The sequence below is a fragment of the Mycobacterium asiaticum genome, assembly GCF_001673365.1.
GTDB lineage: Bacteria > Actinomycetota > Actinomycetes > Mycobacteriales > Mycobacteriaceae > Mycobacterium > Mycobacterium asiaticum_A.
On the sequence record NZ_LZLS01000081.1, the window covers coordinates 1 to 20,865 of the forward strand.

The window sequence follows — 20,865 nt, forward strand, 5'->3', positions numbered from 1 at the left end:
CGGCGATGCCGGGAAACGTGTTCCTGCCCGCCGTAGCGACGGGACTCCCGCACGACTCAGTCGTCACCGTCACCGCAACGGTTCCCGCTGAGGCACAACTGGTTGCCTCGCCTTTGAAGTAGTCACGTTGCCAGGCCGCGAGAACTCCGATGAGCAGCCAGACGAGAACAATTGCACCCAGAATTCCGCGCCCGCGCACCATAATGACCTCCGTTATTGTTGCCCGAAACAATTCCCGTTTGGTCAGCGTTGCCCGTTGCACTCATGCCTAAACATGAAGAGGGCGCGGAAGTCTACTGACCAGCCAGCCAGATAGCGGCGCGCCTTTTCGATGCGCGCGACAACCACGCGTCCTGAACCAGTTCGGCCAGCTCCGTCAGGCTGATTTCACCCAGCCGACTAGCCCGCACCAGGACGGAGGGATGCCCGTCGAAGTGGGCGGTGCTGAAGAACGGCGAGTCGGGATCTTGAATCAGCGCGAGCTTGTCGCTCTCGGACTCCACCCAGAGCATGATGACGTCGGCGTAGCGTTCCCCGGTGGCCGGATCCTGGGCGTCGGGCTGAGGGGTACGGAAGAACACGAACGACTTGCCACCGACCTGGTAAATCGAATTGCCCTTGGGCCCCTCGAGTCGTTTGACATGCGGCATCCCCAGCGCCAGCCGATGAACGTCAGCTTCGCGCGCGGGTCGCTGCCTCACCTGCGTGACGATACCGCCGCTATCGGTAGCATGGGCGACCGGTAAGAGGTTGCAGGAGAGGGGGATCGCGTCACCTTGACTGACACGCTGTTCGCCGATATCTCCGAATACCAAGTGCCGGTGAATGATTCGTATCCGTACCGGGTACTTTCCATCCGGGTCAGCGACGGCACGTATCGGGACCACAACTTTGCGCGTAACTATGCGTGGATGCGGGCCGCATTGGACAGCGGGCGAATGACATTCGGCATCGTCTACACCTATGTGCGCCCGAACTGGTTGGCCAACGCCAACACCGTGCGGTCGATGATCGACGCCGAGGGCGGGTTGCATCCACGAGTGTCCTTGATGCTGGACGTGGAATCGGGTGGCAACCCACCCGGGGACGGGTCGAGCTGGATCAACCAGTTGTATTGGAACTTGGCCGATTACGCGGGCTCTCCCGCCCGAATCATCGGCTACGCCAACGCCTATGACTTCTACAACATGTGGCGGGTGCGGCCACCCGGTTTACGTGTCATCGGAGCGGGATACGGGTCCAATCCGAAGCTGCCGGGCCAGGTAGCTCACCAGTACACCGACGGGCAGGGATACAGCCCGAATCTCCCGCAAGGCGCACCTCCCTTCGGACGGTGTGACATGAACTCCGCCAACGGGCTGACGCCGCAACAGTTTGCCGCCGCGTGCGGCATCGCAACGAACGGAGGACCGCTGATGGCGCTCACCGACGAGGAACAAGCTGAGTTGCTGACCAAGGTGCGCGAGATCTGGGATCAACTGCGCGGGCCCGACGGCAACGGCTGGCCGCAGCTCGGCCAGGACAGTCAGGGTCGCGACCTGACACCGGTCGATGCGATTGCCGCGATCAAGAACGCGGTGGAAAAGCCGTCGGGCGATCGGGCATAGCTTCGACTCAAGTGCCGGGAATTCCCGGAAGCCCGTCGGCGCCGCTCTGCACTTCGCCAAAGCCACCGGTGCCACCCGCACCGCCGGCGCCGCCGGGACCGAACAACCTTGGCGCTGCGCCATTGCCGCCGTTACCGCCCTGGCCTCCCTGGGCGCCGATCATCGTGGTGCCGAGTGCGTTGCTATAGGTGGCGGAGCCACCGGCGCCACCCTGGCCTCCAGCGCCCGCGCTGCCGACCAGCCAGCCGCCGGCGCCACCGCTGCCACCATTGCCGCCCGGGCCACCGAGCCCGCCTACGGTACTGAAGTCGATCTGTCCGCCGGGGTTGACAGTAATTGTGCTACCGAGAGGGGCGTCCGGCATCCCTGGAGACCCGCCGATACCGCCGATGCCGCCGGTTCCCCCGGCCCCGAACAATCCCGCCGCGCCCCCAGCGCCACCGTTGCCGCCCGTGCCGCCTGCCGCATTAGCGACGGTGATGGAACCGTCAGGGTTGTCGAGGAATCCGTTGCCACCATTGCCACCGTGCCCACCCGCACCGGCATGACCGAGCACCAAGCCGCCGCGGCCACCCGCGCCGCCGTCACCACCCTGCCCGGCGACCGGGCTGCCCGCAACGCTGACGCCCGCGCTTCCGCCGACTCCGCCGAGGCCCCCGGCACCGCCCACGCCGAACAGGCCAGCAGCCCCACCCGCGCCGCCGATTCCGCCATTGCCGGCTAGAGCACTCGCCGTGCCCGCAGCGCCAGCGCCGCCATTCCCGCCTGCCCCACCATTGCCGAACAGCCACCCGCCATTGCCGCCCGCTCCCCCGGCCGCGCCGATGCCGCCGGCGCCGCCCGCGCCGCCATGGCCAATCAGACCAGCCGAGCCACCGGCGCCGCCCGCTCCGGCCGACGGCTGGGAATAGCCGTTGCCCCCATTGCCGTACAGCAGGCCACCCGCACCGCCCGTGGGGTTGGTCGCCGTCCCATGTGCTCCGTCGCCGATCAGGGGCCGTCCGAACAGCGACTGGGCGGGTTGGTTGATCAGGTTCAGTGCCTGCTGCAGGGGCCCTGCGTTAGCTGCCTCGGCGGCCGCATACGACGAAGCTCCCGAATTCATCAGCTCCATGAATTGCTGATGGAAGGTGGACACCTGCACGCTCAGCGCCTGATAGCGCTGGGCGTGATTGGCAAACAACGCCGCCACGGCTGCCGAGACGTCGTCGGCACCGGCGGCCAATACCGCGGTCGTCGGCGCGGCCGCGGCGCTGTTCGCCGCGCTCAACGTCGACCCGATGCTGCGCAGGTCAGTTACCGCCGCTGCCAAGAACTCCGGTGCCACCGCCACATACGCCATCGGCGAACCGTAGCGAGGGACCGCAACAATTTCCGGCGTTCATCGGAAATACATAGAAACTTGCTATGTGAGCCGTCGCGCGGACACGAAAAGCGTCGGTGGCATTGTATGTTCCGAGCCGTTCGGGACCGCGCGGTTATAGCGGGCCATCAGTTCAGGGAAGTCCGTCGCCGATACTTCCCAGCCGCGTTCGCGTAGCCAATCGGAAAGCGAGGTGCGCTCCTCGGGGTACCAGAGGTCTTCCACCGCGGGTATGTCGGCGGCCACCACTTGCGCCGCCGCGGCGCGCATCCGCTGCATCTCGTCGCGCTGCCGTTGCACCAATTCGGGGTCGATGAACCCCTTATCCGGGACATTGGACGCCAGCCGGCTCCCCGGCGCGCTGAGGGCAGCGATTCGCTCGAACAACAGATCCTGGGCCTGCGCCGGCAGGTAGCGCACTAGGCCCTCGGCCGACCACACCGACGGCCGGGACGGGTCGAATCCGGCGTCCTGCAGGGCCTTGGGCCAGTCCTGGCGCAGGTCGATCGGGACGTTTACCAACCGCGCCGTCGGACGCGCGCCGTGTTCCTGCAACGTGGCATTTTTGAAATCCAGCACCTTGGGCTGATCCAGTTCGTACACCACGGTGCCGTCCGGCCACGGCAGCCGCCAGGCGCGAGCATCCAAGCCAGAAGCCAGGATCACGACCTGCCGTACCCCGGCGTCGGCTGCACCCATAAAGAACTCGTCGAAGAACGCCGTGCGCGTGGCCATGAAGTCGACCATCAGCTGTGCCCGGCTAGCTATCTCAGGCTCGATTGCGCTGGCTTGCGCAAGCAGGCTGGGATTGGCGTAAAGGGTCCACATCCCCTCGCCCGCCGCGTCCAGAAAAACCCGCGCAAACGGGTCTGTGATCAGCGGATTTTCGCTCTCGGTTTCGGCCGCTCGCGCCGCGGCCACGCCGAGGGCGGTGGACCCCACGCTCTGGGTGATTTCCCAGGAATCGTCGTCGGTGCGCACCATGTCGGTCCCTCCCCTCTGCCCCTCCATGTCAGGGTCCCGAGCAATTCTTCCCGCCGCCGGTCCCTCGCGCCGCTCCCCTAGGCTTTTTCCCAGACGGTTTACAGGGTTGCAAAGGAGCACCATGACGCGTACGCCACAGGAAGTCTTCGCCCACCACGGAAAGGCACTCGTGCTCGGCGACCTCGACGAGATCGTCGCCGACTACGCTGCCGACTCGGTGGTGGTCACCGCCGCCGGCGTCGCGCGCGGTCCCGACGAGATCCGCCAGGTGTTCGTCAAGTTGCTCGACGATCTGCCCGAGGCGAACTGGGATCTGCGGACCCAAATCTTCGAGGGTGACGTGCTCTTCCTGGAATGGGCGGCCGATTCCGCGCTCAATCGAGCCGACGACGGCGTCGACACCTTCGTCTTCGGCGATGGCATGATTCGGGCCCAAACCGTCCGCTACACCCCGCTGCCCAAGAAATGATGTCCGTCGATCTGGACGCCGTGGCCCGCTGGATGTCGGAGCAAGGGCTGGGCGACGGTCCGTTGCAAGACGTGGCGGCGGTGACCGGCGGTACGCAGAACGTCATGCTGCGCTTCACCCGGTCCGGTCGGCCATATGTGCTGCGCCGTGGTCCCCAGCACCTGCGCGCCCGCAGCAACACCGTGATCCTGCGTGAGACGCGGGTGTTGGCCGCGCTGGCCGGGTCCGACGTGCCGCATCCGCATTTGATCGCGACGTGCGAGGACCCCGGTGTGCTCGGCGACGCGGTCTTCTATCTGATGGAGCCGGTCGACGGCTTCAACGCCGGCGAAGGTCTGCCGCCGCTGCACGCGGGGGATCCCGCGGTGCGGTACGGCATGGGTTTGTCGATGGCCGACGCGCTTGCCAAACTCGGCGCCGTCGACCATGTCGCCGTCGGGCTCGAGGATTTCGGTAAGCCCTTGGGCTTCCTGGAACGCCAGGTGCCGCGCTGGCTTTCAGAGCTGGAGTCCTACCAGGAGTACGAGGGCTACCCCGGTCCCGACATTCCGGGAATCGAGGAAGTGTCCGGCTGGCTGGACCGCCACCGGCCGACCGACTGGACACCCGGGATCATGCACGGCGACTACCACGCGGCCAACGTGATGTTTTCCCGGACAGGGCCCGAGGTGGTCGCGATCGTCGACTGGGAAATGTGCACGATCGGCGACCCACTGCTGGATCTGGGCTGGCTGCTGGCGACTTGGCGGCAAGACGACGGGTCCAGCGTTTTCAGCCACGCCTTGGGTGGCACCGATGGGTTGGCCAGCACCGACGAGTTGCTGGCACGTTACGCCGACAACACCACGCGCGATCTGACGCACATCACCTGGTACACCGTGCTGGCCTGCTTCAAGCTGGGCATCGTGATCGAAGGGACGCTGGCGCGCGCGTGTGCGGGCAAAGCGGAGAAGTCAGTTGGCGATGCGTTGCATGCGGCGACGGTTCATTTGTTCGAGCGGGCGCTGCGGCTGATCGAGACGTCCTAGGCTGCACCGAGCTTGCCGACGCCGCCGGGACCGCCGGCGCCGAACGCCCGGTAGGCGCTGCGGGAAGTGGTTGGGACTAAACGGTTGTGGGGTCCGGCAGTGCTGAACGCGGCGACTCGTTGAGTCGCTTGCTCGACGAGGTTTAGTGGCGATGCGTTGGCCGCTTCGGCATCGATGTACGCGCTTGAGGCTGCTTTCATCGCCTGGACGAATTGCGCGTGCAGGTTCGCCGCCTGCGCACCCATCGCCTGGTACTGCTGGGCGTGCGCGCCGAACATCGCCGCCATGACCGCCGAGATGTCATCCGCGCCAGCGGCCAGCACATTGGTGGTCGGCACTGCAGCCGCTGTATTAGCAGCGTTGAGCACGGAACCGATACCTGCCAAATCTGTCGCGGCATCAAGCAGAAACTGAGGTTGTGTAAAGACAAAAGACACGGCGCTATCCCTGGATATTTTCGGCTGTTGGAATAGACGAAGTGTAGGGAAAAAACGCAGGTTGATGTAGTGGCGTTATATGGCAGAGGTTGGATCGTTATTAAACCGTTATAGGTGATCTCGTCGATGTAAATTCTTATTACACGAACCCACACCGGCCGTGTCGACTTGCTTTACAAGCAGGCGCTGAAAAACAGAAAGGCCCGAACTCGTCGAGCGAGTCCGGACCGATCCACAGTGCGCGCGCCCGAAGGGATTCGAACCCCTAACCTTCTGATCCGTAGTCAGATGCTCTATCCGTTGAGCTACGGGCGCTTGCGTTTTTCGGTTGTCGTGCGGTCAGTTGTCTAGCAGGTGTTGCGTGGCGGAGGCGAGAGGATTTGAACCTCCGGTTCCCTTTGAGGGGAACAACTCATTAGCAGTGAGCCCCATTCGGCCGCTCTGGCACGCCTCCATGGCCTTCCAAAGGGTACCCGACCCCGGAACCCCAAGCCGCCGGAGGCATAGCGTACACAGCCGCCACATATGCTGTCGAAGTGACCGCCCGGCTGCGGCCCGCGCTGGCCGGGCTGCCTGTTTACGTTCCCGGCAAGACCGTCCCCGGTTCCATCAAGCTGGCCAGCAACGAGACGGTGTTCGGGCCGCTGCCCAGTGTGCGGGCGGCCATCGAGCAGGCTACGGACCTGATCAACCGCTACCCCGATAATGGCTGCTTGGCGCTCAAGGGCGCCTTGGCTCGTCATGTCGGACCCGGTTTCGCGCCTGAGCACGTTGCCGTGGGCTGCGGTTCGGTGAGCTTGTGCCAGCAACTCGTGCAGATCACTGCTGCGGCCGGTGACGAAGTGGTCTTCGGATGGCGCAGCTTCGAGCTGTATCCGCCGCAGGTTGAGATCGCCGGGGCGGTGCCGATCAAGATCGCGCTAACCGACCACACCTTCGACCTCGATGCGATGCTGGCCGCCGTCACCGACCGAACCCGGCTGATCTTCGTCTGCAACCCCAACAACCCCACCTCGACCGTCGTCGACCCGGACGCCCTGCGGCGCTTCGTCGAAGCGGTACCGCCGCACATCCTGATCGCAATCGACGAGGCCTACGTCGAGTACATCCGCGACGGGATGGCACCCGACAGCCTGGGCTTGGTCCGCGAACGCGACAACGTCGTGGTGTTGCGCACGTTTTCCAAGGCATACGGATTGGCGGGTCTGCGGGTGGGTTATGCGATTGGGCACCCCGACGTGATCACCGCGCTGGACAAGGTCTACGTGCCGTTTACCGCGACGAGCGTTTCGCAGGCGGCGGCCATCGCCTCACTGGATGCAGGGGATGAACTGTTGGCGCGCACCGACGCTGTGGTCGCCGAGCGGGTGCGGGTCAGCGCGGAGTTGCGCGACGCCGGGTTCACGCTGCCTGATTCACAGGCCAACTTCGTGTGGCTGCCGCTGGGTGCGCGCACCCAGGACTTCGTGGAGCGGGCCGCCGAGGCGCGGATTGTGGTCCGTCCGTATGGCAGCGACGGCGTCCGCGTCACCGTCACCGCAGCGGCTGAGGAAAACGACGCCCTGTTGCGGTTTGCCCGTCGTTGGGTCTGACGCTTGGGCCTCTTTAGCGTCACTCTGGCGTGACGCTCGGCGCCGGCCGGCGCGCTAGCGTGACGCTCGGCGGCGAAAGCGCGGCGAAAGCGCGGCGAAAGCGCGGCGAAAGCTAGCGCGCCGGGTCGCGGCCGGTGAAGGCGACCAACCGGTCCAAAGCCGGCGCATCGTCGGCGACCTCGACCGGGTCGGCGAAGCCGGCCGAGCGGCGCTGCTCGGGACGGATGATCTGCTGGGCCAGGCCCAGCACGTATTCGGCCAGCGATTCCGCGACGTGCACGTCGTGGCCTACCGCGCGGGCGTAATCCCAGCCGTGGACCAGGAACTCGATCGAAAACACCGACACCGCAACCCGAGCGGGCATCGAGTGCTCGCCCAGCGCCACCTCGCCGTCCAGCCCGTGCTGATGCCAGGCGTCCAGCGCCGGTCGGGCGGTAGCAACCACCAGGGCTTCCACCGAGTCCGTGTCCGCCGGCACGTCAACCTTCGCGCCGACCATGCCCCCCAGCGTGGTGATCGAGTTGACCAGATGACTGGTCAGGTCCTTGACGTTGTATTCCGCGCAAGGCGTCTGCTTGGACTTGTCCGAGCCGGCGATGGTGTGCAGCACCTGTTGAAGCACCCCGAGCGTCATTTCGGCGCTGCGCAGCTCGTCGGTGGGCGGGGAATCTGGTCCGGGTCGCAAGTCTTCGGGCATAGCAGTCACGCTACGGTCTCGACTATGGGCGAGACATACGAATCCGTCACCGTCGACATCAAAGACCAAGTAGCGCAGGTGACGCTGATCGGACCGGGCAAAGGCAACGCGATGGGGCCCGCGTTCTGGTCGGAGATGCCCGACGTCTTTGCGACGCTGGACGCCGACCGTGACGTGCGGGCCATCGTCATCACCGGGTCGGGTCGCAACTTCAGCTACGGGCTGGACGTGCCGGCGATGGGCGGTTCGTTCACGTCGCTGCTGTCTGGGGACTCTCTAGCCGGCCCGCGCTCCGTCTTCCACGCCGAAGTCAAACGGATGCAGGGCGCCATCACCGCAATCGCCGACTGCCGGACCCCCACCATCGCCTCGGTACACGGCTGGTGCATCGGCGGCGGCGTCGACCTGATCTCGGCTGTCGATATCCGCTACGCCAGCGCCGACGCCAAGTTCTCGGTGCGCGAGGTCAAGCTCGCAATCGTCGCCGACGTCGGCAGCCTGGCCCGGTTGCCGCTGATCCTCAACGACGGGCACCTGCGCGAACTCGCGCTGACCGGCAAAGACATCGACGCCGCGCGGGCCGAGAAGATAGGCCTGGTCAACGACGTGTACGCCGACGCCGAAGCCACCCTGGCCGCCGCGCATGCCACCGCCGCCGAGATCGCCGCCAACCCGCCGCTCACGGTGCACGGCATCAAGGATGTCCTCGACCAGCAGCGCATCGCGGCGGTGTCGGAAAGCCTGCGCTACGTCGCGGCATGGAACGCGGCGTTCCTGCCGTCCAAGGACCTGACCGAAGGCATCTCGGCGGCGTTCGCTAAGCGCCCGCCGCAGTTCACCGGCGAGTAACGCTCAGCCACAACGCAATAGCCAGCCACCCGGTGGATAAGGCCAATCCGGCGAACTCCAACCACCCGACCCAGGCGCCGGCGCGGTGGTTGGTGTCGACGAGGTGACTCAACGCGTGCAGGAACCAGTGTGCGGTGGCGAAGGCCAGCGCGGGCACCCGCCAGGACGGCCAACGCAAGGCAGCCAAGAGCAGCAGGCCCAGCGGTAACTCGAAGGACGCGTTGTCGAAGATGTAGTGGTCGTTGCGGGCGCCGAAGGCGCCGAGTGAGTCGAAGAAGACACCGGGCGCCGCGATCATGAACAATCCCAGGCCTACCGAATACAGCCCGAAGACGAGCAGGATTATCTCGATGTAGCGCGAGCGGGCGACCATGCCCTCAAAGCTAGGCTGTCGGGGATGGTTAGTACCCCAGACGGCAAGATTCGGGTTCCCGGCGACCTGGACGCCGTCACCGCAATCGGCGAAGAGGATCATTCCGACGTCGACGGCGCCGCCGTCGAACGGATCTGGCAGGCCGTCCGGCACTGGTACCAGGCCGGCATGCACCCCGCCATCCAGCTGTGCCTCCGACGCAACGGAAAGATCGTCCTGAACCGGGCGATCGGCCACGGCTGGGGCAACGCGCCCACCGATGAACCCGACGCCGAGAAGATCCCGGTTACGACGGACACACCGTTCTGCGTGTATTCGGCGGCTAAGGGCATCACCGCGACCGTGGTGCACATGCTCGTGGAGAAGGGTTACTTCGCGCTCGACGACCGGGTGTGTGAGTACATCCCCAGCTACACCAGCCACGGCAAGGACCGCACGACGATCCGGCACGTGCTGACCCACAGCGCCGGCGTGCCGTTCCCGACCGGCCCCAGACCCGATCTCAAGCGCGCCGATGACCACGAGTACGCACAAGAACAACTCGGCAAGCTAAGGCCGATGTATCGGCCGGGCTTGGTGCACATCTATCACGCGCTGACCTGGGGCCCACTCATGCGCGAGATCGTCTACGCCGGCACCGGCCAGGACATCCGCGACATCCTGGCCGCTGAGATCCTCAAACCCCTGGGTTTCCGGTGGACCAACTTCGGCGTCGCGCCCAACGACATCCCGCTGGTCGCGCCCAGCCACCCGACCGGCAGGCCGTTGCCGCCGGTGCTCGCGGCGATCTTCCGCAAAGCGATCGGCGGCACCGTGCACGAGATCATTCCGTACACCAACACCCGCGCGTTCCTATCCACCGTCGTCCCCTCGTCCAACACGATTTCGACCGCACACGAGATGTCCCGCTTCGCCGAAATCTGGCGCCGCGGAGGCGAACTCGACGGCGTGCGGATCATGAGCGCGGAACGGATGTACGGCGCGGTGCAGGAAGTGCGACGGCTACGACCGGACGTTGCGGTGGGGCTTATGCCGGCTCGCTGGGGTACCGGGTACATGTTGGGCACGGATCGATTCGGGCCATTCGGGCGCAACGCGTCCGAGGCGTTCGGCAACCTCGGCCTGGCCAACATCGCGATTTGGGCCGACCCAGCTCGCGGACTGGCAGCCGGGCTAATCAGTAGCGGCAAGCCTGGTCGCGACCCCGAACTCAAGCGCTACACCGCCTTGATGAACACCATTGCCGAGGCGCTACCGCGACGTTGACGGCGTTTGTCCGGCCACCCGGCGGGCATAAGTGGGAGATGGATTCACAACGCTTCCGTCCGCTGCTGGACACAAAAGGCCCGTTCGTGTCGGTGTATTTCGAAGACACGCACAACACCCACGACGCCGAAGACCAGCTCGAACTGAAGTGGCGGGCGTTGCGCGACGAGCTGGAGCAGCACGGTGTCGACGACTCGGTGACCAGCGAACTCGAATCGGCTGTCAAGGACCTGCGTCCGCCGATCGGCTGGAGCGGCCGTGCGCTGGTGGCGGGCGCCGACGGGGTGGTGGTCAACGAGCACCTGCTACGTCCCACCGCGACCACCGTGGTGCGGGTCTCCGAGCTGCCCTACATCGTCCCGATCGTCGAGCATGGCTTCGTCACACCCGCCTACATCCTGGTTGAGGTGGATCACGCCGGCGGCGACATCACCACCCACATCGACGGTGTTTTCGAATCCGAGACCGTGGACGGCGGCGGCTATCCCGTGCACAAAGCCTCCGGCGCGGAAACGTCGGGCTACGGCGATCCGCAGCCCCGCACCGAGGAGGCCGCGCGCAAGAACATCCGGGCGGTGGCCGACCGTGTCGCCCAGCTGGTGGACGGGATGGACGCCGACACGGTCTTCGTCCTCGGCGAAGTACGGTCACGCTCGGACCTCATGACCGCCTTTGTCGAGCGGGTGCGGGACCGTGCGGTGGCACTGGAAATCGGCGCGCGTAACAGCGGGTACGACTTCAGCGAGGTGCAGGGCCACATCGAGGCCTGGTTCATCAAGCGACGGCTGAGCGTGCTCGACGATGCCGCTCAGCGTTTCAGCGCGGAGATCGGTCGGCAGTCCGGGCTTGCCGCCGACGGCCTGGACGCGGTGTGCTCGGCGCTGCGACAGGGCGCCGTGGAGACGCTGATTCTGGGTGACATCGGTGACGCCACGGTTGTCAGCGACGAAGAGCTGACCACCGTCGCCCCGAATGCCTACGTGCTGTCGGAGCAGGGTAAGGCCGCGGCCAAGACGCTGCGGGCCGACGAGGCTTTGCCCATATTCGCCGTTTCGGTAGGGGCTTCGCTGGTCCGCACCGATGAACGGATCGAACCGGCTGATGGGGTCGCCGCGGTGCTGCGGTACGCGCCGACGTTGCACTGATCGGCTCGGCGGTGGCGGAGGGATTTGAACCCCCGGACGGTTTTAGCCGTCTCTCGCTTTCAAGGCGAGTGCATTAGGCCGCTCTGCCACGCCACCCCGGACAAGGGTAAAGGCAAGGGTAGCGGTGCTTGTAGCGTGGCCGACATGCGCGCCATAGTCGCCGAATCTGCAGAGCAACTCATCTGGCAGGACGTCCCCGACGCCACCGCCGGACCGGGCGAAGTCCTGATCAAGGTCGCTGCCGCCGGGGTCAACCGCGCCGACGTGTTGCAGGCCGCAGGCAAGTACCCGCCCCCGCCCGGGGCCAGCGAGACGATCGGCATGGAGGTGTCCGGTGTCATCACCGATGTCGGCGAGGGCGTCACGGAATGGACTGTCGGACAAGAGGTTTGCGCGTTGCTGGCGGGTGGAGGTTACGCCGAGTACGTAGCCGTCCCGGCCGGGCAGGTGATGCCGATCCCGGCGCCCGTGGACGTCGTCGATGCGGCCGGGATACCGGAAGTGGCCTGCACGGTCTGGTCGAATCTGGTGATGACGGCGCACCTGGGCCCGGGACAGCTGGTGCTGCTGCATGGCGGCGCCAGTGGCATCGGTAGCCATGCCATCCAGGTGGCGCGGGCGTTGGGCGCCAGGGTTGCCGTCACCGCCGGGACGGCGGAAAAATTGGAGCTGTGCCGCAACCTGGGCGCCCAGATCACGATCTCCTACAAAGACGACGACTTCGTCGCGCGGGTCAACCAGGAGTCGGACGGTAAGGGCGCCGACGTGATCCTCGACATCATGGGCGCGGCGTACCTGGACCGCAATATCGATGCGTTAGCCACCGACGGCCAACTGGTGGTAATCGGCATGCAGGGTGGGGTGAAGGCCGAACTGAACCTGGGCAAGCTGCTGGCCAAGCGAGCGCGCGTCATCGGCACCACGCTGCGCGCGCGTCCGGTAACGGGGCCGAACAGCAAGAGCGCCGTTGTGGGGGCGGTGACGACGTCGGTCTGGCCGATGTTCGCCAGCGGCCAGGTCCGGCCGATCATCGGTAAGCGGCTGCCCATTCAGGAGGCGGCCGAAGCCCACCGTCTGCTGCAGTCCGGCGAGACGTTCGGGAAGATCCTGCTGACGGTCTAGCGACTTTCGCTCCGCGAGCCGAACCGCACAGCGAAATTCGGCGCTGGAAATCGCAGCCAGGTTCGGCTCGCGGCCAGAAGGGCTCGAGGGGCTCAGCCCAGCGAGGCCAACGCGCGCACCAGCTGGTCGACCTCGGCCATCGTCGAGTAGTGCGCCAGCCCCACCGTCACCGCGCCACCAATGTCGTTGACACCCAACACATCGAGCACCCGCGAACTCGCATTGCCGATCGCCAGGATGCCGTTGTCGGCCAACCGCTGCACCACCCGGTCGGCGGGCACCTCGTTGACGGCGAAGCTGATCACCGGAATCCGAGCCTCGGGACGCCCCAGCAGCATCACCAGCGGCAGTGAGCGCAGCGACACCATCAGATAGTCGTAGATCCGGTTCAGATATGCCGAGGCGGACTGCATCGACACCGACAGCCGCTCGCGCCGGCTGCCGCGAGCGGACTCGTCAAGCGAGGCAAGGTATTCGATGCTGGCAACCATCCCGGCGAGCAGGCCGAACTGGTGCACGCCCACCTCGAGGCGGGCGGGACCGGTGGCGTACGGGTTCGTCGACACCGAACTGAATGTGTTGATCAGCGCCGGCTCGCGGAACACCATCGCCCCGATCGGCGGGCCGCCCCACGCGACCGCGTTGACCGCCACCACGTCGGCTTCGGTTTCCTTCATGTCCATCAGGCGGTACGGGGCGGCGGCGGAATGGTCGACCACCATCAGGCCGCCGACATCGTGCACCAACTTGGTCATCGCACGCAGATCGGTGACCGCGCCCAGCGTCTCCGAAGCCGACGTGACGGCGACCAGCCGGGTCGACTTGTTGATCAGGCTCTCCCACTGCCAGGTCGGCAGCTCACCCGTCTCGATGTCGACCTCAGCCCACTTCACCTTGGCGCCGTAACGATGCGCAGCGCGCAGCCACGGCGCGATGTTGGCTTCGTCGTCCAGGCGGCTGACCACCACCTCGTAACCCAGGCCGGCACGCGCGGACGACGCCTCGGCCAGGGAGGACAGCAGCACCGCGCGGTCGGAGCCCAGCACGACGCCACTGGGATCGGCGTTGACAAGGTCGGCCACCGCTTCGCGCGCCGCATCCAGCACCGCGGCGCTGCGCCGCGCCGACGGGTGGGAGCCGACGGCGCTGGCTCCTGACCTACGAAACGCCGTCGAGACGGTGGTCGCCACGGAATCCGGAATCAACATGCCCGTCGGTGCATCGAAGTGCACCCATCCGTCACCAAGCGACGGGTGCAGTCCACGCACCCGGGCGACGTCATAGGCCATGCCAGCCACCTTAGAACTCTCGAAAACGAGCGCCATTTCGCAAATGGGTATCGGTAGCGGGTGGGCCATAGACGTTCCGGCCGTTACGGCCTCCCGAGTCGACTCACCCGGCCAGCCATACTAGTCGAGTGAGCTTGTGCTTCGGAACGCTGATCGCATTGCTTTTGCTGATCGCACCGGGAGCCATCGTCGCACGTATCGCGCAGTTGAACTGGCCGATCGCGATTGCGGTCGGTCCGGCACTGACGTACGGCGTGGTGGCTCTGGCGATCGTCCCCTACGGCGCGCTCGGCATCCCGTGGAACGGATGGACGGCGCTAGCCGCATTGGCTGTCGTGTGTGTGCTGGCGACGGCTCTGCAGCTGCTGCTGGCCCGCTTCCGCGACCTCGAGGCCGAGGCACGGGAGGTCAACCGCGGCCCGGCCCTAGTGGTAGCGGGTGGCGTCGTGCTGGGGGCCCTGTTGATCGGTGCGGCGGCGTTCACCGGGCTCACAAATTGGGAATCGATCCCCAGTACCTGGGACGCGGTGTGGCATGCCAACACCGTGCGCTGGATCCTCGACGTCGGCCAGGCGTCGCCGACCCACATGGGTGAGCTGCGCAACGTCGAGACCCACGCGCTGCTGTACTACCCGTCGGCCTTCCACGCCGTGGCAGCCGTGCTGTGCCAACTGACCGGGGCGGCGGCCACCACCGGCTACACGCTGAGCTCCCTGGCGGCAGCGATCTGGCTTTTCCCCGTCACCGCGGCGGTCCTCACCTGGCGGGTGCTGCGCAACTACACCACCGAATGGCGCACCGCGCTGACCGCGGCCACCGCGGCGGCGCTTTCCGCCTCGTACACCGCAGTGCCCTATGTCGAGTGGGACACCGGCGCCATGCCGAACCTGGCGGCCTACGGCGTCGCCGTACCGGCCATGGCGTTGATCACCTCTGCTGTCCGTCACCGCGACCGCATCCCGGCGGCGGTGCTGGCCCTGGTCGGCGTCTTCTCGGTGCACATCACCGGCGGCATCATCGTGGTGATCCTGGTGACGGCCTGGTGGTTGCTGGATGCGCTGTGGCGCCCCGCCCACGGCCGACTCGCCGACACACTGACCCTGGCCGCGGTGGCCGGGGCATCCGGACTGATCCTGCTGCCGCAGTTCTTAAGCGTGACCAAGCAGGAAGACATCATCGCCGGCCATTCCTTCCTGACCTACCTGAGCATGCGACACGGACTGTTCGACGCCGTGTTCCAGCACTCGCGGCATCTCAACGACTTTCCGTACCAGTACGCGCTGACCCTGCTGGCGGCCATCGGCGGGTTCATCCTGCTGATCCAGGGCTACATCTGGAACCGCCAAGCGCTCAAGCTCTCCTGGCCGGTGGCCGCGCTGAAGGTTCGGTGGCCGCTGGCGGTGTGGCTGCTGCTGATCGTGATGAACGTCGACGCCGGAACCCCGCTGTGGGGTCCGTTCGGGACGGTCGCGGGGGCGTTCGGCGAGTTCTTCTACAAGGATCCGCGGCGGATCGCCGCTGCGACGACGCCACTGTTCACGCTGATGGCCGCCGTCGCGCTGGTCACCATCGTGGCGGGAGCCGTCGCGCTGCTTCGGCGACGCGTCCAGGCGCGGCGTCCCGTGCCGTCGCGCGTCTGGGCGGCGTCCACCGTCGCGCTGCTGGTCGGCATCTGCGTGCTCAGCGCGTGGCACTACTTTCCGCGCCACCGGTTCCTGTTCGGCAACAAGTACGACTCGATCATGGTCGACCAGCGCGATCTGGAAGCGATGGCGTATCTGGCCAAGCTGCCCGGCGCGCGCGACACCTTGATCGGCAATTCCAACGTCGACGGCACCAACTGGATGTACGCGGTCGCGGGCCTGCACCCGCTGTGGACCCACTACGACTATCCCGTCCAAATGGGCCCGGGCTACCACCGCTACATCTTCTGGGCACACGCCAGGGAAGGGGACACAAACCCGAAAGTCGTCGAGTCGATCAAGGCGCTGAACATCCGCTACGTGCTGGCCAGCGGCCCGACTGTGCGCGGCTTCAAGGTTCCCGAGGGACTGGATTTTCTGAACAGGTCGCCGTACTGGACGATGATCTACGACAACGGCGGCGCCCAGATCTACGAATGGCACGGCGACAAGCCAGTACACCCCTAAGGAGAGCGGGTTGACTCCCGAGAACGACCCCCAAGACGACCCCCGAAACGACCTGGACGATGGCGTCGAGGTAATCGGCGGCGTCGATCCGCGACTCATGGCAATGCACGAGCAGGACGACTCCGATGAGCGTTCTCTGACCGACCTGGTTGAACAACCGGCCAAAGTGATGCGCATCGGCACCATGATCAAGCAGCTGCTCGAGGAGGTACGCGCCGCACCGCTGGACGACGCTAGCCGCAACCGGCTGCGCGACATCCACGCCACCAGCATCCGCGAACTCGAGGACGGCCTGGCACCTGAATTACGGGAGGAACTCGAACGGTTGACCCTGCCGTTCAACGAGGACACTCCGCCTTCGGATGCCGAGCTGCGCATTGCCCAGGCCCAGCTGGTCGGCTGGTTGGAAGGACTCTTCCACGGGATTCAGACCGCGCTGTTCGCCCAGCAGATGGCGGCCCGCGCGCAGCTGGAACAGATGCGTCAGGGCGCGCTGCCGCCCGGGATGGGCAAGCCGGGCCAGGGCGGCGCGCACGGCACCGGACAGTACCTGTAAGCCGTGTCGAGCGGGCCGTACATCGAGACGCGCGACGCGTGGGTCGAGTTCCCCATCTTCGACGCCAAGTCACGTTCGTTGAAGAAGGCCTTCCTCGGTAAGGCGGGCGGCGCAATAGGGCGCAACAGTTCCAACGTGGTGGTCATCGAGGCGCTGCGCGACATCACCATGACACTGGAACTCGGTGACCGCGTGGGCCTGGTCGGTCACAACGGTGCCGGGAAATCGACTCTGCTGCGCCTACTTTCGGGCATCTACGAACCGACTCGCGGCTGGGCTAAGGTCACCGGGCGGGTGGCGCCGGTGTTCGACCTGGGGATCGGCATGGATCCCGAGATCTCCGGCTACGAGAACATCATCATCCGCGGTCTGTTTCTCGGACAGACCCGTAAGCAGATGCTGGCCAAGGTGGACGAGATCGCCGAGTTCACCGAGTTGGGCGATTACCTCTCGATGCCGCTGCGCACCTACTCCACCGGCATGCGGGTGCGGTTGGCGATGGGTGTGGTCACCAGCATCGACCCGGAGATCCTGCTGCTCGACGAGGGCATCGGCGCGGTGGACGCGGAGTTCCTGAAGAAGGCGCAGACGCGGCTGCAAAGTCTGGTCGAACGATCCGGAATCCTGGTGTTCGCAAGCCATTCCAACGAGTTCCTGGCCCGGCTGTGCAAGACGGCGATGTGGATCGACCACGGCGTCATCAAACAACGCGGCGGCATCGAAGAGGTGGTGCGCGCCTACGAAGGTGAGGACGCCGCCCGGCACGTCCATGAGGTACTCGCCGAGACCGCGCGTGAGTGACGCCGTCATCGCGGTCGTGGTCACCCACCGACGTCCCGAGGAACTCTCCCGCTCCCTGGAATCGCTGTCCGCTCAATCCCGGGTGCCGGACAAGCTCATCGTCATCGACAACGACGATTCCGGCGACAGCCGCGTGCACTATCTTGTTGCCGCGCAAGAGATCCCGTCGATCTATCTGAACTCGCGCCGAAACCTCGGTGGCGCAGGGGGTTTCGCACTCGGCATGCTGCTGGCCCTGGCACACGGTGCGGACTGGGTCTGGCTGGCCGACGACGACGGGCACGCGCACGGCACCGAGGTGTTGGCGACGCTGATGGCGTGTGCGGACAAGCACGGGTTGGCCGAGGTGTCACCGATGGTGTGCAACATCGACGACCCCGACGCGTTGGCTTTTCCGTTGCGACGCGGCCTGGTGTGGCGGCGGCGAGTCAGCGAATTGCGCACCGAAACCAGCCAAGACCTGTTGCCCGGGATCGCGTCGCTGTTCAACGGCGCATTGTTCCGGGCGTCGACGCTGGAAGCGATTGGCGTCCCGGATCTGCGGTTGTTCATCCGCGGCGACGAGGTGGAGATGCATCGCCGACTGGTTCGCTCCGGCCTGCCGTTTGGGACCTGCCTGGACGCGGTCTACCTCCATCCGTGCGGCTCGGGCGAGTTCAAGCCGATCCTCGGCGGCCGGATGCACACCCAGTACCCCGACGATCCCGGCAAGCGGTTCTTCACCTACCGCAACCGCGGCTACGTGTTGTCCCAGCCGGGATTGCGCAAGCTGCTGCCCCAGGAATGGGTCCGGTTCGGCTGGTTCTTTCTGGTGACCCGCCGCGACCCCAGGGGTCTGCTGGAATGGTTCCGGCTGCGCCGGCTGGGACGGCAGGAGAAGTTCGGACGGCCCGGAGGTTCGACATGACTTTCCTTGATGCGGCGGCTCAGTCCAAGACGTTTGCCCGCGCGTGGGGCGATCTGGTCGACGGGTTCCGACGTCGCGAACTTTGGCTGCACCTGGGCTGGCAGGACATCAAGCAGCGCTACCGCCGTTCGGTGTTGGGGCCGTTCTGGATCACGATCGCCACCGGTACCACCGCCGTCGCGATGGGCGGTCTGTATTCCAAGCTGTTCCATCTCGACCTGTCGGTGCACCTGCCCTACGTCACACTCGGGTTGATCGTCTGGAACTTGATCAACGCCGCCATTTTGGAGGGCGCCGACGTCTTCGTGCACAACGAGGGACTGATCAAGCAACTGCCAACGCCGCTGAGTGTGCATGTCTATCGGCTGGTTTGGCGGCAGCTGATCCTGTTCGCGCACAACATCGTGATCTATGTCGTGGTCGCCATCATTTTTCCCAAGCCGTGGTCTTGGGCGGACCTGTCGGTGATACCGGCACTGGCGCTGATCATGCTCAATTGCGTGTGGGTGTCGCTGTGCTTCGGCATCCTGGCCACGCGCTATCGCGACATCGGCCCGTTGCTCAATTCCGTGGTGCAGTTGCTGTTCTTCATGACGCCGATCATCTGGAACGACAACACGTTGCGTCAGCAGGGCGCGGGCCGGTGGTCGAAGATCGTCGAACTCAACCCGCTGCTGCATTACCTCGACATCGTGCGGGCGCCGCTGCTGGGCGACCAGCAGGAGCTGCGGCACTGGGCGGTCGTGGTGGTGCTGACCGTCGTCGGCTGGGTGCTGGCGGCATTCGCGATGCGGCAGTACCGGGCGCGGGTGCCCTACTGGGTCTAAAGCGCTCAAAACCCACCGGCGGTTAGTGTGGCACGGTGGGGGCTGACGCTGAATCACCCGACGGGGGACGTGAACCCGGCTTGCTTACCGGTGTTTCCGAGACCGCACTGCTCACCCTCAGCGGGCGGGCCTATCAAGCGAGTCACCCGGACGCGATCATCGACGACCCGATGGCGATCAAGCTCGTCGAATCCATCGACTTCGATTTCGCGAAATTCGGCCGCCGCAAAGGCCAGGAGATGGCGCTGCGCTCCCTGGCGGTCGACAGATGCGCCCTCGCCTACCTCGCCGAGCATCCCAGGGCCACCGTCGTGGCACTCGCCGAAGGGCTGCAAACCAGCTTCTGGCGCCTGGACAGTGCGCTGCCTAACCCTCAATTCCGTTGGGTGTCAATTGACTTCGAGCCAGTGATCGACCTTCGGCGGCGCCTGCTACCAGCTTCGGAGCGGATCACCGAGCTGGCACAGTCCGCGCTGGACTTCAGCTGGATCGACGAAATCGACACCAGCAACGGGGTGTTCATCACCGCCGAGGGGCTGCTGATGTATCTCCAGCCATCCGAGGCGCTCGGGCTGATTGCCGAGTGCGCCAAGCGGTTTAGCGGTGGCCAGATGTTCTTCGACCTTCCACCGACCATCGTCAAGAAGGTCGCGCCGAAAGGACTGCGGTCGTCCAAGCATTACCGGGTGCCGCCGATGCCGTTCAGTCTTTCTCCCGGTCAACTGGCGAAGTTGGCTGACACCGTGCCCGGTATCCGTGCGGTGCACGACCTGCCGATGCCCAGCGGGCGAGGCCTCTTCTTCGAGACCATCTATCCGGCGCTCTGGCGGTTTCGGCCGATCAGACCGTTCCGCGGCGCCTACACGCTGCTCGAGTTCGGCTGACCGTCCGCAGCACCGCAAGAATCCTCCAAGAATCCTCCAAGGATCCGGCCAGAGGCTATGGCGGTGCCTCAAACACTCGTGCGTCACGACCACGTATCCCGACTTCATATTCACCCGGGTCGCCTGGAACTAACCCACCCGGTTCCATTTCAGGCACTGTGTGAACAGCATCTGCTGCCGTTCTACGGCGTCGTGCGCGTAGGTTACGTCCGCGGCGAGAATCGGCTCCTGCAAACAGAATTCATTCGAATCGTCGAATCTTGCTCGGCCGCGGTTCAGGTGCAGCAGAAGATGACGACCCGCATCGGCCTGTGGCTGCACCACCAACTCGGCGCGCCGGGAATGGGCGTGCTGGTCGAAGCCGGATACGCGTGCACCCCGGTGCGCGACGGCGCCGCCCTTGCCGGACCCACCACCACGATGGCGTTCTACGGTTCGATGCGCGACAGTGCCGAGGAACAACGCGAGTTCCTCACCCTGGCGAGGAGCCGGGGAATGGATCGACCCGGGTGACTCGAC

General features: G+C 65.8%; 22 protein-coding genes, 3 tRNA genes and 1 pseudogene. 16 read left to right on the forward strand and 10 right to left on the reverse strand.

Annotated features, from left to right (window positions below; all coding sequences use genetic code 11):
• Window positions 1-83: pseudogene (locus tag A5634_RS29275) on the forward strand (type II toxin-antitoxin system PemK/MazF family toxin); the annotation flags it as partial.
• Between the two features lie 210 nt (window positions 84-293).
• Here A5634_RS29275 and A5634_RS08460 read toward each other — a convergent pair.
• Window positions 294-701 (reverse strand): MmcQ/YjbR family DNA-binding protein, encoded by a 408-nt coding sequence (locus A5634_RS08460; protein ID WP_065143604.1) that lies wholly within the window; start codon window positions 699-701, stop codon window positions 294-296.
• Between the two features lie 75 nt (window positions 702-776).
• On the opposite strand from A5634_RS08460, the gene A5634_RS08465 reads away from it, so the two are divergent.
• Window positions 777-1,607 carry a hypothetical protein gene (locus A5634_RS08465; RefSeq protein WP_065143605.1) on the forward strand — a complete coding sequence of 277 codons (831 nt, stop codon included), beginning with the start codon at window positions 777-779 and terminating at the stop codon, window positions 1,605-1,607.
• Window positions 1,608-1,614: 7 nt separating this feature from the next.
• Here the strand turns inward: A5634_RS08465 and A5634_RS29880 are convergent, their stop codons facing one another.
• Complete coding sequence (locus tag A5634_RS29880) at window positions 1,615-2,949, reverse strand: PE family protein (RefSeq protein WP_065143606.1); 1,335 nt, start codon at window positions 2,947-2,949, stop codon at window positions 1,615-1,617.
• A gap of 63 nt (window positions 2,950-3,012) precedes the next feature.
• Window positions 3,013-3,954, reverse strand: coding sequence for a class I SAM-dependent methyltransferase (locus A5634_RS08475; RefSeq protein WP_065143607.1), 942 nt, complete (start codon window positions 3,952-3,954; stop codon window positions 3,013-3,015).
• Between the two features lie 121 nt (window positions 3,955-4,075).
• On the opposite strand from A5634_RS08475, the gene A5634_RS08480 reads away from it, so the two are divergent.
• Together A5634_RS08480 and A5634_RS08485 are read left to right on the forward strand one after the other, a co-directional pair.
• Window positions 4,076-4,423 carry a nuclear transport factor 2 family protein gene (locus A5634_RS08480; protein ID WP_065143608.1) on the forward strand — a complete coding sequence of 116 codons (348 nt, stop codon included), beginning with the start codon at window positions 4,076-4,078 and terminating at the stop codon, window positions 4,421-4,423.
• The gene (locus A5634_RS08485; protein ID WP_065143609.1) at window positions 4,420-5,451 is read left to right on the forward strand and encodes a phosphotransferase family protein; all 1,032 of its coding nucleotides are present in this window, start codon (window positions 4,420-4,422) and stop codon (window positions 5,449-5,451) included. The genes A5634_RS08480 and A5634_RS08485 overlap by 4 nt, the downstream gene beginning before the upstream one ends.
• On the opposite strand, the gene A5634_RS08490 is transcribed toward A5634_RS08485, so the two are convergent.
• The 3 genes from A5634_RS08490 to A5634_RS08500 all read right to left on the reverse strand — a co-directional run bounded on the left by A5634_RS08490 (window position 5,448) and on the right by A5634_RS08500 (window position 6,342).
• The gene (locus tag A5634_RS08490; RefSeq protein ID WP_081290297.1) at window positions 5,448-5,888 is read right to left on the reverse strand and encodes a PE family protein; all 441 of its coding nucleotides are present in this window, start codon (window positions 5,886-5,888) and stop codon (window positions 5,448-5,450) included. The two genes, A5634_RS08485 and A5634_RS08490, sit on opposite strands and share 4 nt — an antisense overlap.
• A gap of 242 nt (window positions 5,889-6,130) precedes the next feature.
• Window positions 6,131-6,203 (reverse strand) — tRNA-Arg (locus A5634_RS08495).
• Window positions 6,204-6,250: 47 nt separating this feature from the next.
• Window positions 6,251-6,342 (reverse strand) — tRNA-Ser (locus A5634_RS08500).
• An 82-nt stretch (window positions 6,343-6,424) separates the two neighbouring features.
• Here A5634_RS08500 and A5634_RS08505 point away from each other — a divergent pair.
• Window positions 6,425-7,480 (forward strand): pyridoxal phosphate-dependent aminotransferase, encoded by a 1,056-nt coding sequence (locus tag A5634_RS08505; RefSeq protein ID WP_065143611.1) that lies wholly within the window; start codon window positions 6,425-6,427, stop codon window positions 7,478-7,480.
• 112 nt (window positions 7,481-7,592) lie between these two features.
• On the opposite strand, the gene A5634_RS08510 is transcribed toward A5634_RS08505, so the two are convergent.
• A complete protein-coding gene (locus tag A5634_RS08510; RefSeq protein ID WP_065143612.1) occupies window positions 7,593-8,177 on the reverse strand; it encodes a TIGR03086 family metal-binding protein in 585 nt (194 codons plus the stop codon).
• Between the two features lie 24 nt (window positions 8,178-8,201).
• Between A5634_RS08510 and A5634_RS08515 the strand changes: the two genes are divergently transcribed.
• Window positions 8,202-9,026, forward strand: a complete 825-nt coding sequence (locus tag A5634_RS08515; RefSeq protein WP_065143613.1) for a crotonase/enoyl-CoA hydratase family protein — start codon at window positions 8,202-8,204, stop codon at window positions 9,024-9,026.
• Here the strand turns inward: A5634_RS08515 and A5634_RS08520 are convergent.
• Window positions 9,013-9,399, reverse strand: coding sequence for a hypothetical protein (locus A5634_RS08520; protein ID WP_065143614.1), 387 nt, complete (start codon window positions 9,397-9,399; stop codon window positions 9,013-9,015). The genes A5634_RS08515 and A5634_RS08520 overlap by 14 nt on opposite strands.
• A 24-nt stretch (window positions 9,400-9,423) precedes the next feature.
• On the opposite strand from A5634_RS08520, the gene lipE reads away from it, so the two are divergent.
• Both lipE and A5634_RS08530 read left to right on the forward strand, forming a co-directional pair.
• Window positions 9,424-10,665, forward strand: a complete 1,242-nt coding sequence (gene lipE / locus A5634_RS08525; RefSeq protein WP_065143615.1) for a lipase LipE — start codon at window positions 9,424-9,426, stop codon at window positions 10,663-10,665.
• Window positions 10,666-10,703: 38 nt separating this feature from the next.
• Complete coding sequence (locus tag A5634_RS08530) at window positions 10,704-11,810, forward strand: baeRF2 domain-containing protein (protein ID WP_065143616.1); 1,107 nt, start codon at window positions 10,704-10,706, stop codon at window positions 11,808-11,810.
• Between the two features lie 9 nt (window positions 11,811-11,819).
• On the opposite strand, the gene A5634_RS08535 is transcribed toward A5634_RS08530, so the two are convergent.
• A tRNA-Ser gene (locus A5634_RS08535) sits at window positions 11,820-11,906 on the reverse strand.
• Window positions 11,907-11,954: 48 nt separating this feature from the next.
• On the opposite strand from A5634_RS08535, the gene A5634_RS08540 reads away from it, so the two are divergent.
• The gene (locus A5634_RS08540) at window positions 11,955-12,932 is read left to right on the forward strand and encodes an NAD(P)H-quinone oxidoreductase (RefSeq protein WP_065143617.1); all 978 of its coding nucleotides are present in this window, start codon (window positions 11,955-11,957) and stop codon (window positions 12,930-12,932) included.
• A 92-nt stretch (window positions 12,933-13,024) separates the two neighbouring features.
• Here the strand turns inward: A5634_RS08540 and A5634_RS08545 are convergent, their stop codons facing one another.
• The gene (locus A5634_RS08545; protein ID WP_065143631.1) at window positions 13,025-14,221 is read right to left on the reverse strand and encodes a cysteine desulfurase-like protein; all 1,197 of its coding nucleotides are present in this window, start codon (window positions 14,219-14,221) and stop codon (window positions 13,025-13,027) included.
• A 128-nt stretch (window positions 14,222-14,349) separates the two neighbouring features.
• Here A5634_RS08545 and A5634_RS08550 point away from each other — a divergent pair, with 128 nt between their 5' ends.
• From A5634_RS08550 to A5634_RS08580, 7 genes are all read left to right on the forward strand, one after another.
• Entirely contained in the window at window positions 14,350-16,371 is a 2,022-nt protein-coding gene (locus A5634_RS08550; RefSeq protein ID WP_065143618.1) for a DUF6541 family protein, read from the forward strand.
• 97 nt (window positions 16,372-16,468) lie between these two features.
• On the forward strand, window positions 16,469-16,927 hold the full coding sequence (locus tag A5634_RS08555; protein WP_253861522.1) for a bacterial proteasome activator family protein: 459 nt from the start codon (window positions 16,469-16,471) through the stop codon (window positions 16,925-16,927).
• A gap of 3 nt (window positions 16,928-16,930) precedes the next feature.
• A complete protein-coding gene (wzt, locus tag A5634_RS08560) occupies window positions 16,931-17,728 on the forward strand; it encodes a galactan export ABC transporter ATP-binding subunit Wzt/RfbE (RefSeq protein WP_065143620.1) in 798 nt (265 codons plus the stop codon).
• Window positions 17,721-18,635 carry a galactofuranosyltransferase GlfT1 gene (glfT1, locus tag A5634_RS08565; protein ID WP_065143621.1) on the forward strand — a complete coding sequence of 305 codons (915 nt, stop codon included), beginning with the start codon at window positions 17,721-17,723 and terminating at the stop codon, window positions 18,633-18,635. The genes wzt and glfT1 overlap by 8 nt, the downstream gene beginning before the upstream one ends.
• A complete protein-coding gene (gene wzm / locus A5634_RS08570) occupies window positions 18,632-19,462 on the forward strand; it encodes a galactan export ABC transporter permease subunit Wzm/RfbD (protein ID WP_065143622.1) in 831 nt (276 codons plus the stop codon). Before glfT1 ends, wzm begins: the two co-directional genes overlap by 4 nt.
• A 35-nt stretch (window positions 19,463-19,497) precedes the next feature.
• On the forward strand, window positions 19,498-20,346 hold the full coding sequence (locus A5634_RS08575) for a class I SAM-dependent methyltransferase (RefSeq protein WP_065143623.1): 849 nt from the start codon (window positions 19,498-19,500) through the stop codon (window positions 20,344-20,346).
• 63 nt (window positions 20,347-20,409) lie between these two features.
• Entirely contained in the window at window positions 20,410-20,859 is a 450-nt protein-coding gene (locus tag A5634_RS08580; protein WP_172831661.1) for a GTP cyclohydrolase I, read from the forward strand.
• The last annotated feature ends 6 nt before the right edge of the window (window positions 20,860-20,865 follow it).

Excerpts from the sequence above, each read along its gene's own strand:
- A5634_RS08545 (WP_065143631.1), bottom strand. The coding sequence starts at position 14,221 with ATGGCCTATGACGTCGCCCGGGTGCGTGGACTGCACCCGTCGCTTGGT.
- A5634_RS08480 (WP_065143608.1), top strand. The coding sequence starts at position 4,076 with ATGACGCGTACGCCACAGGAAGTCTTCGCCCACCACGGAAAGGCACTC.
- A5634_RS08475 (WP_065143607.1), bottom strand. The coding sequence starts at position 3,954 with ATGGTGCGCACCGACGACGATTCCTGGGAAATCACCCAGAGCGTGGGG.
- A5634_RS08530 (WP_065143616.1), top strand. The coding sequence starts at position 10,704 with ATGGATTCACAACGCTTCCGTCCGCTGCTGGACACAAAAGGCCCGTTC.
- A5634_RS08520 (WP_065143614.1), bottom strand. The coding sequence starts at position 9,399 with ATGGTCGCCCGCTCGCGCTACATCGAGATAATCCTGCTCGTCTTCGGG.
- A5634_RS08510 (WP_065143612.1), bottom strand. The coding sequence starts at position 8,177 with ATGCCCGAAGACTTGCGACCCGGACCAGATTCCCCGCCCACCGACGAG.
- A5634_RS29880 (WP_065143606.1), bottom strand. The coding sequence starts at position 2,949 with ATGGCGTATGTGGCGGTGGCACCGGAGTTCTTGGCAGCGGCGGTAACT.
- lipE (WP_065143615.1), top strand. The coding sequence starts at position 9,424 with ATGGTTAGTACCCCAGACGGCAAGATTCGGGTTCCCGGCGACCTGGAC.
- A5634_RS08515 (WP_065143613.1), top strand. The coding sequence starts at position 8,202 with ATGGGCGAGACATACGAATCCGTCACCGTCGACATCAAAGACCAAGTA.
- wzm (WP_065143622.1), top strand. The coding sequence starts at position 18,632 with ATGACTTTCCTTGATGCGGCGGCTCAGTCCAAGACGTTTGCCCGCGCG.
- A5634_RS08485 (WP_065143609.1), top strand. The coding sequence starts at position 4,420 with ATGATGTCCGTCGATCTGGACGCCGTGGCCCGCTGGATGTCGGAGCAA.
- A5634_RS08540 (WP_065143617.1), top strand. The coding sequence starts at position 11,955 with ATGCGCGCCATAGTCGCCGAATCTGCAGAGCAACTCATCTGGCAGGAC.
- A5634_RS08555 (WP_253861522.1), top strand. The coding sequence starts at position 16,469 with ATGGCAATGCACGAGCAGGACGACTCCGATGAGCGTTCTCTGACCGAC.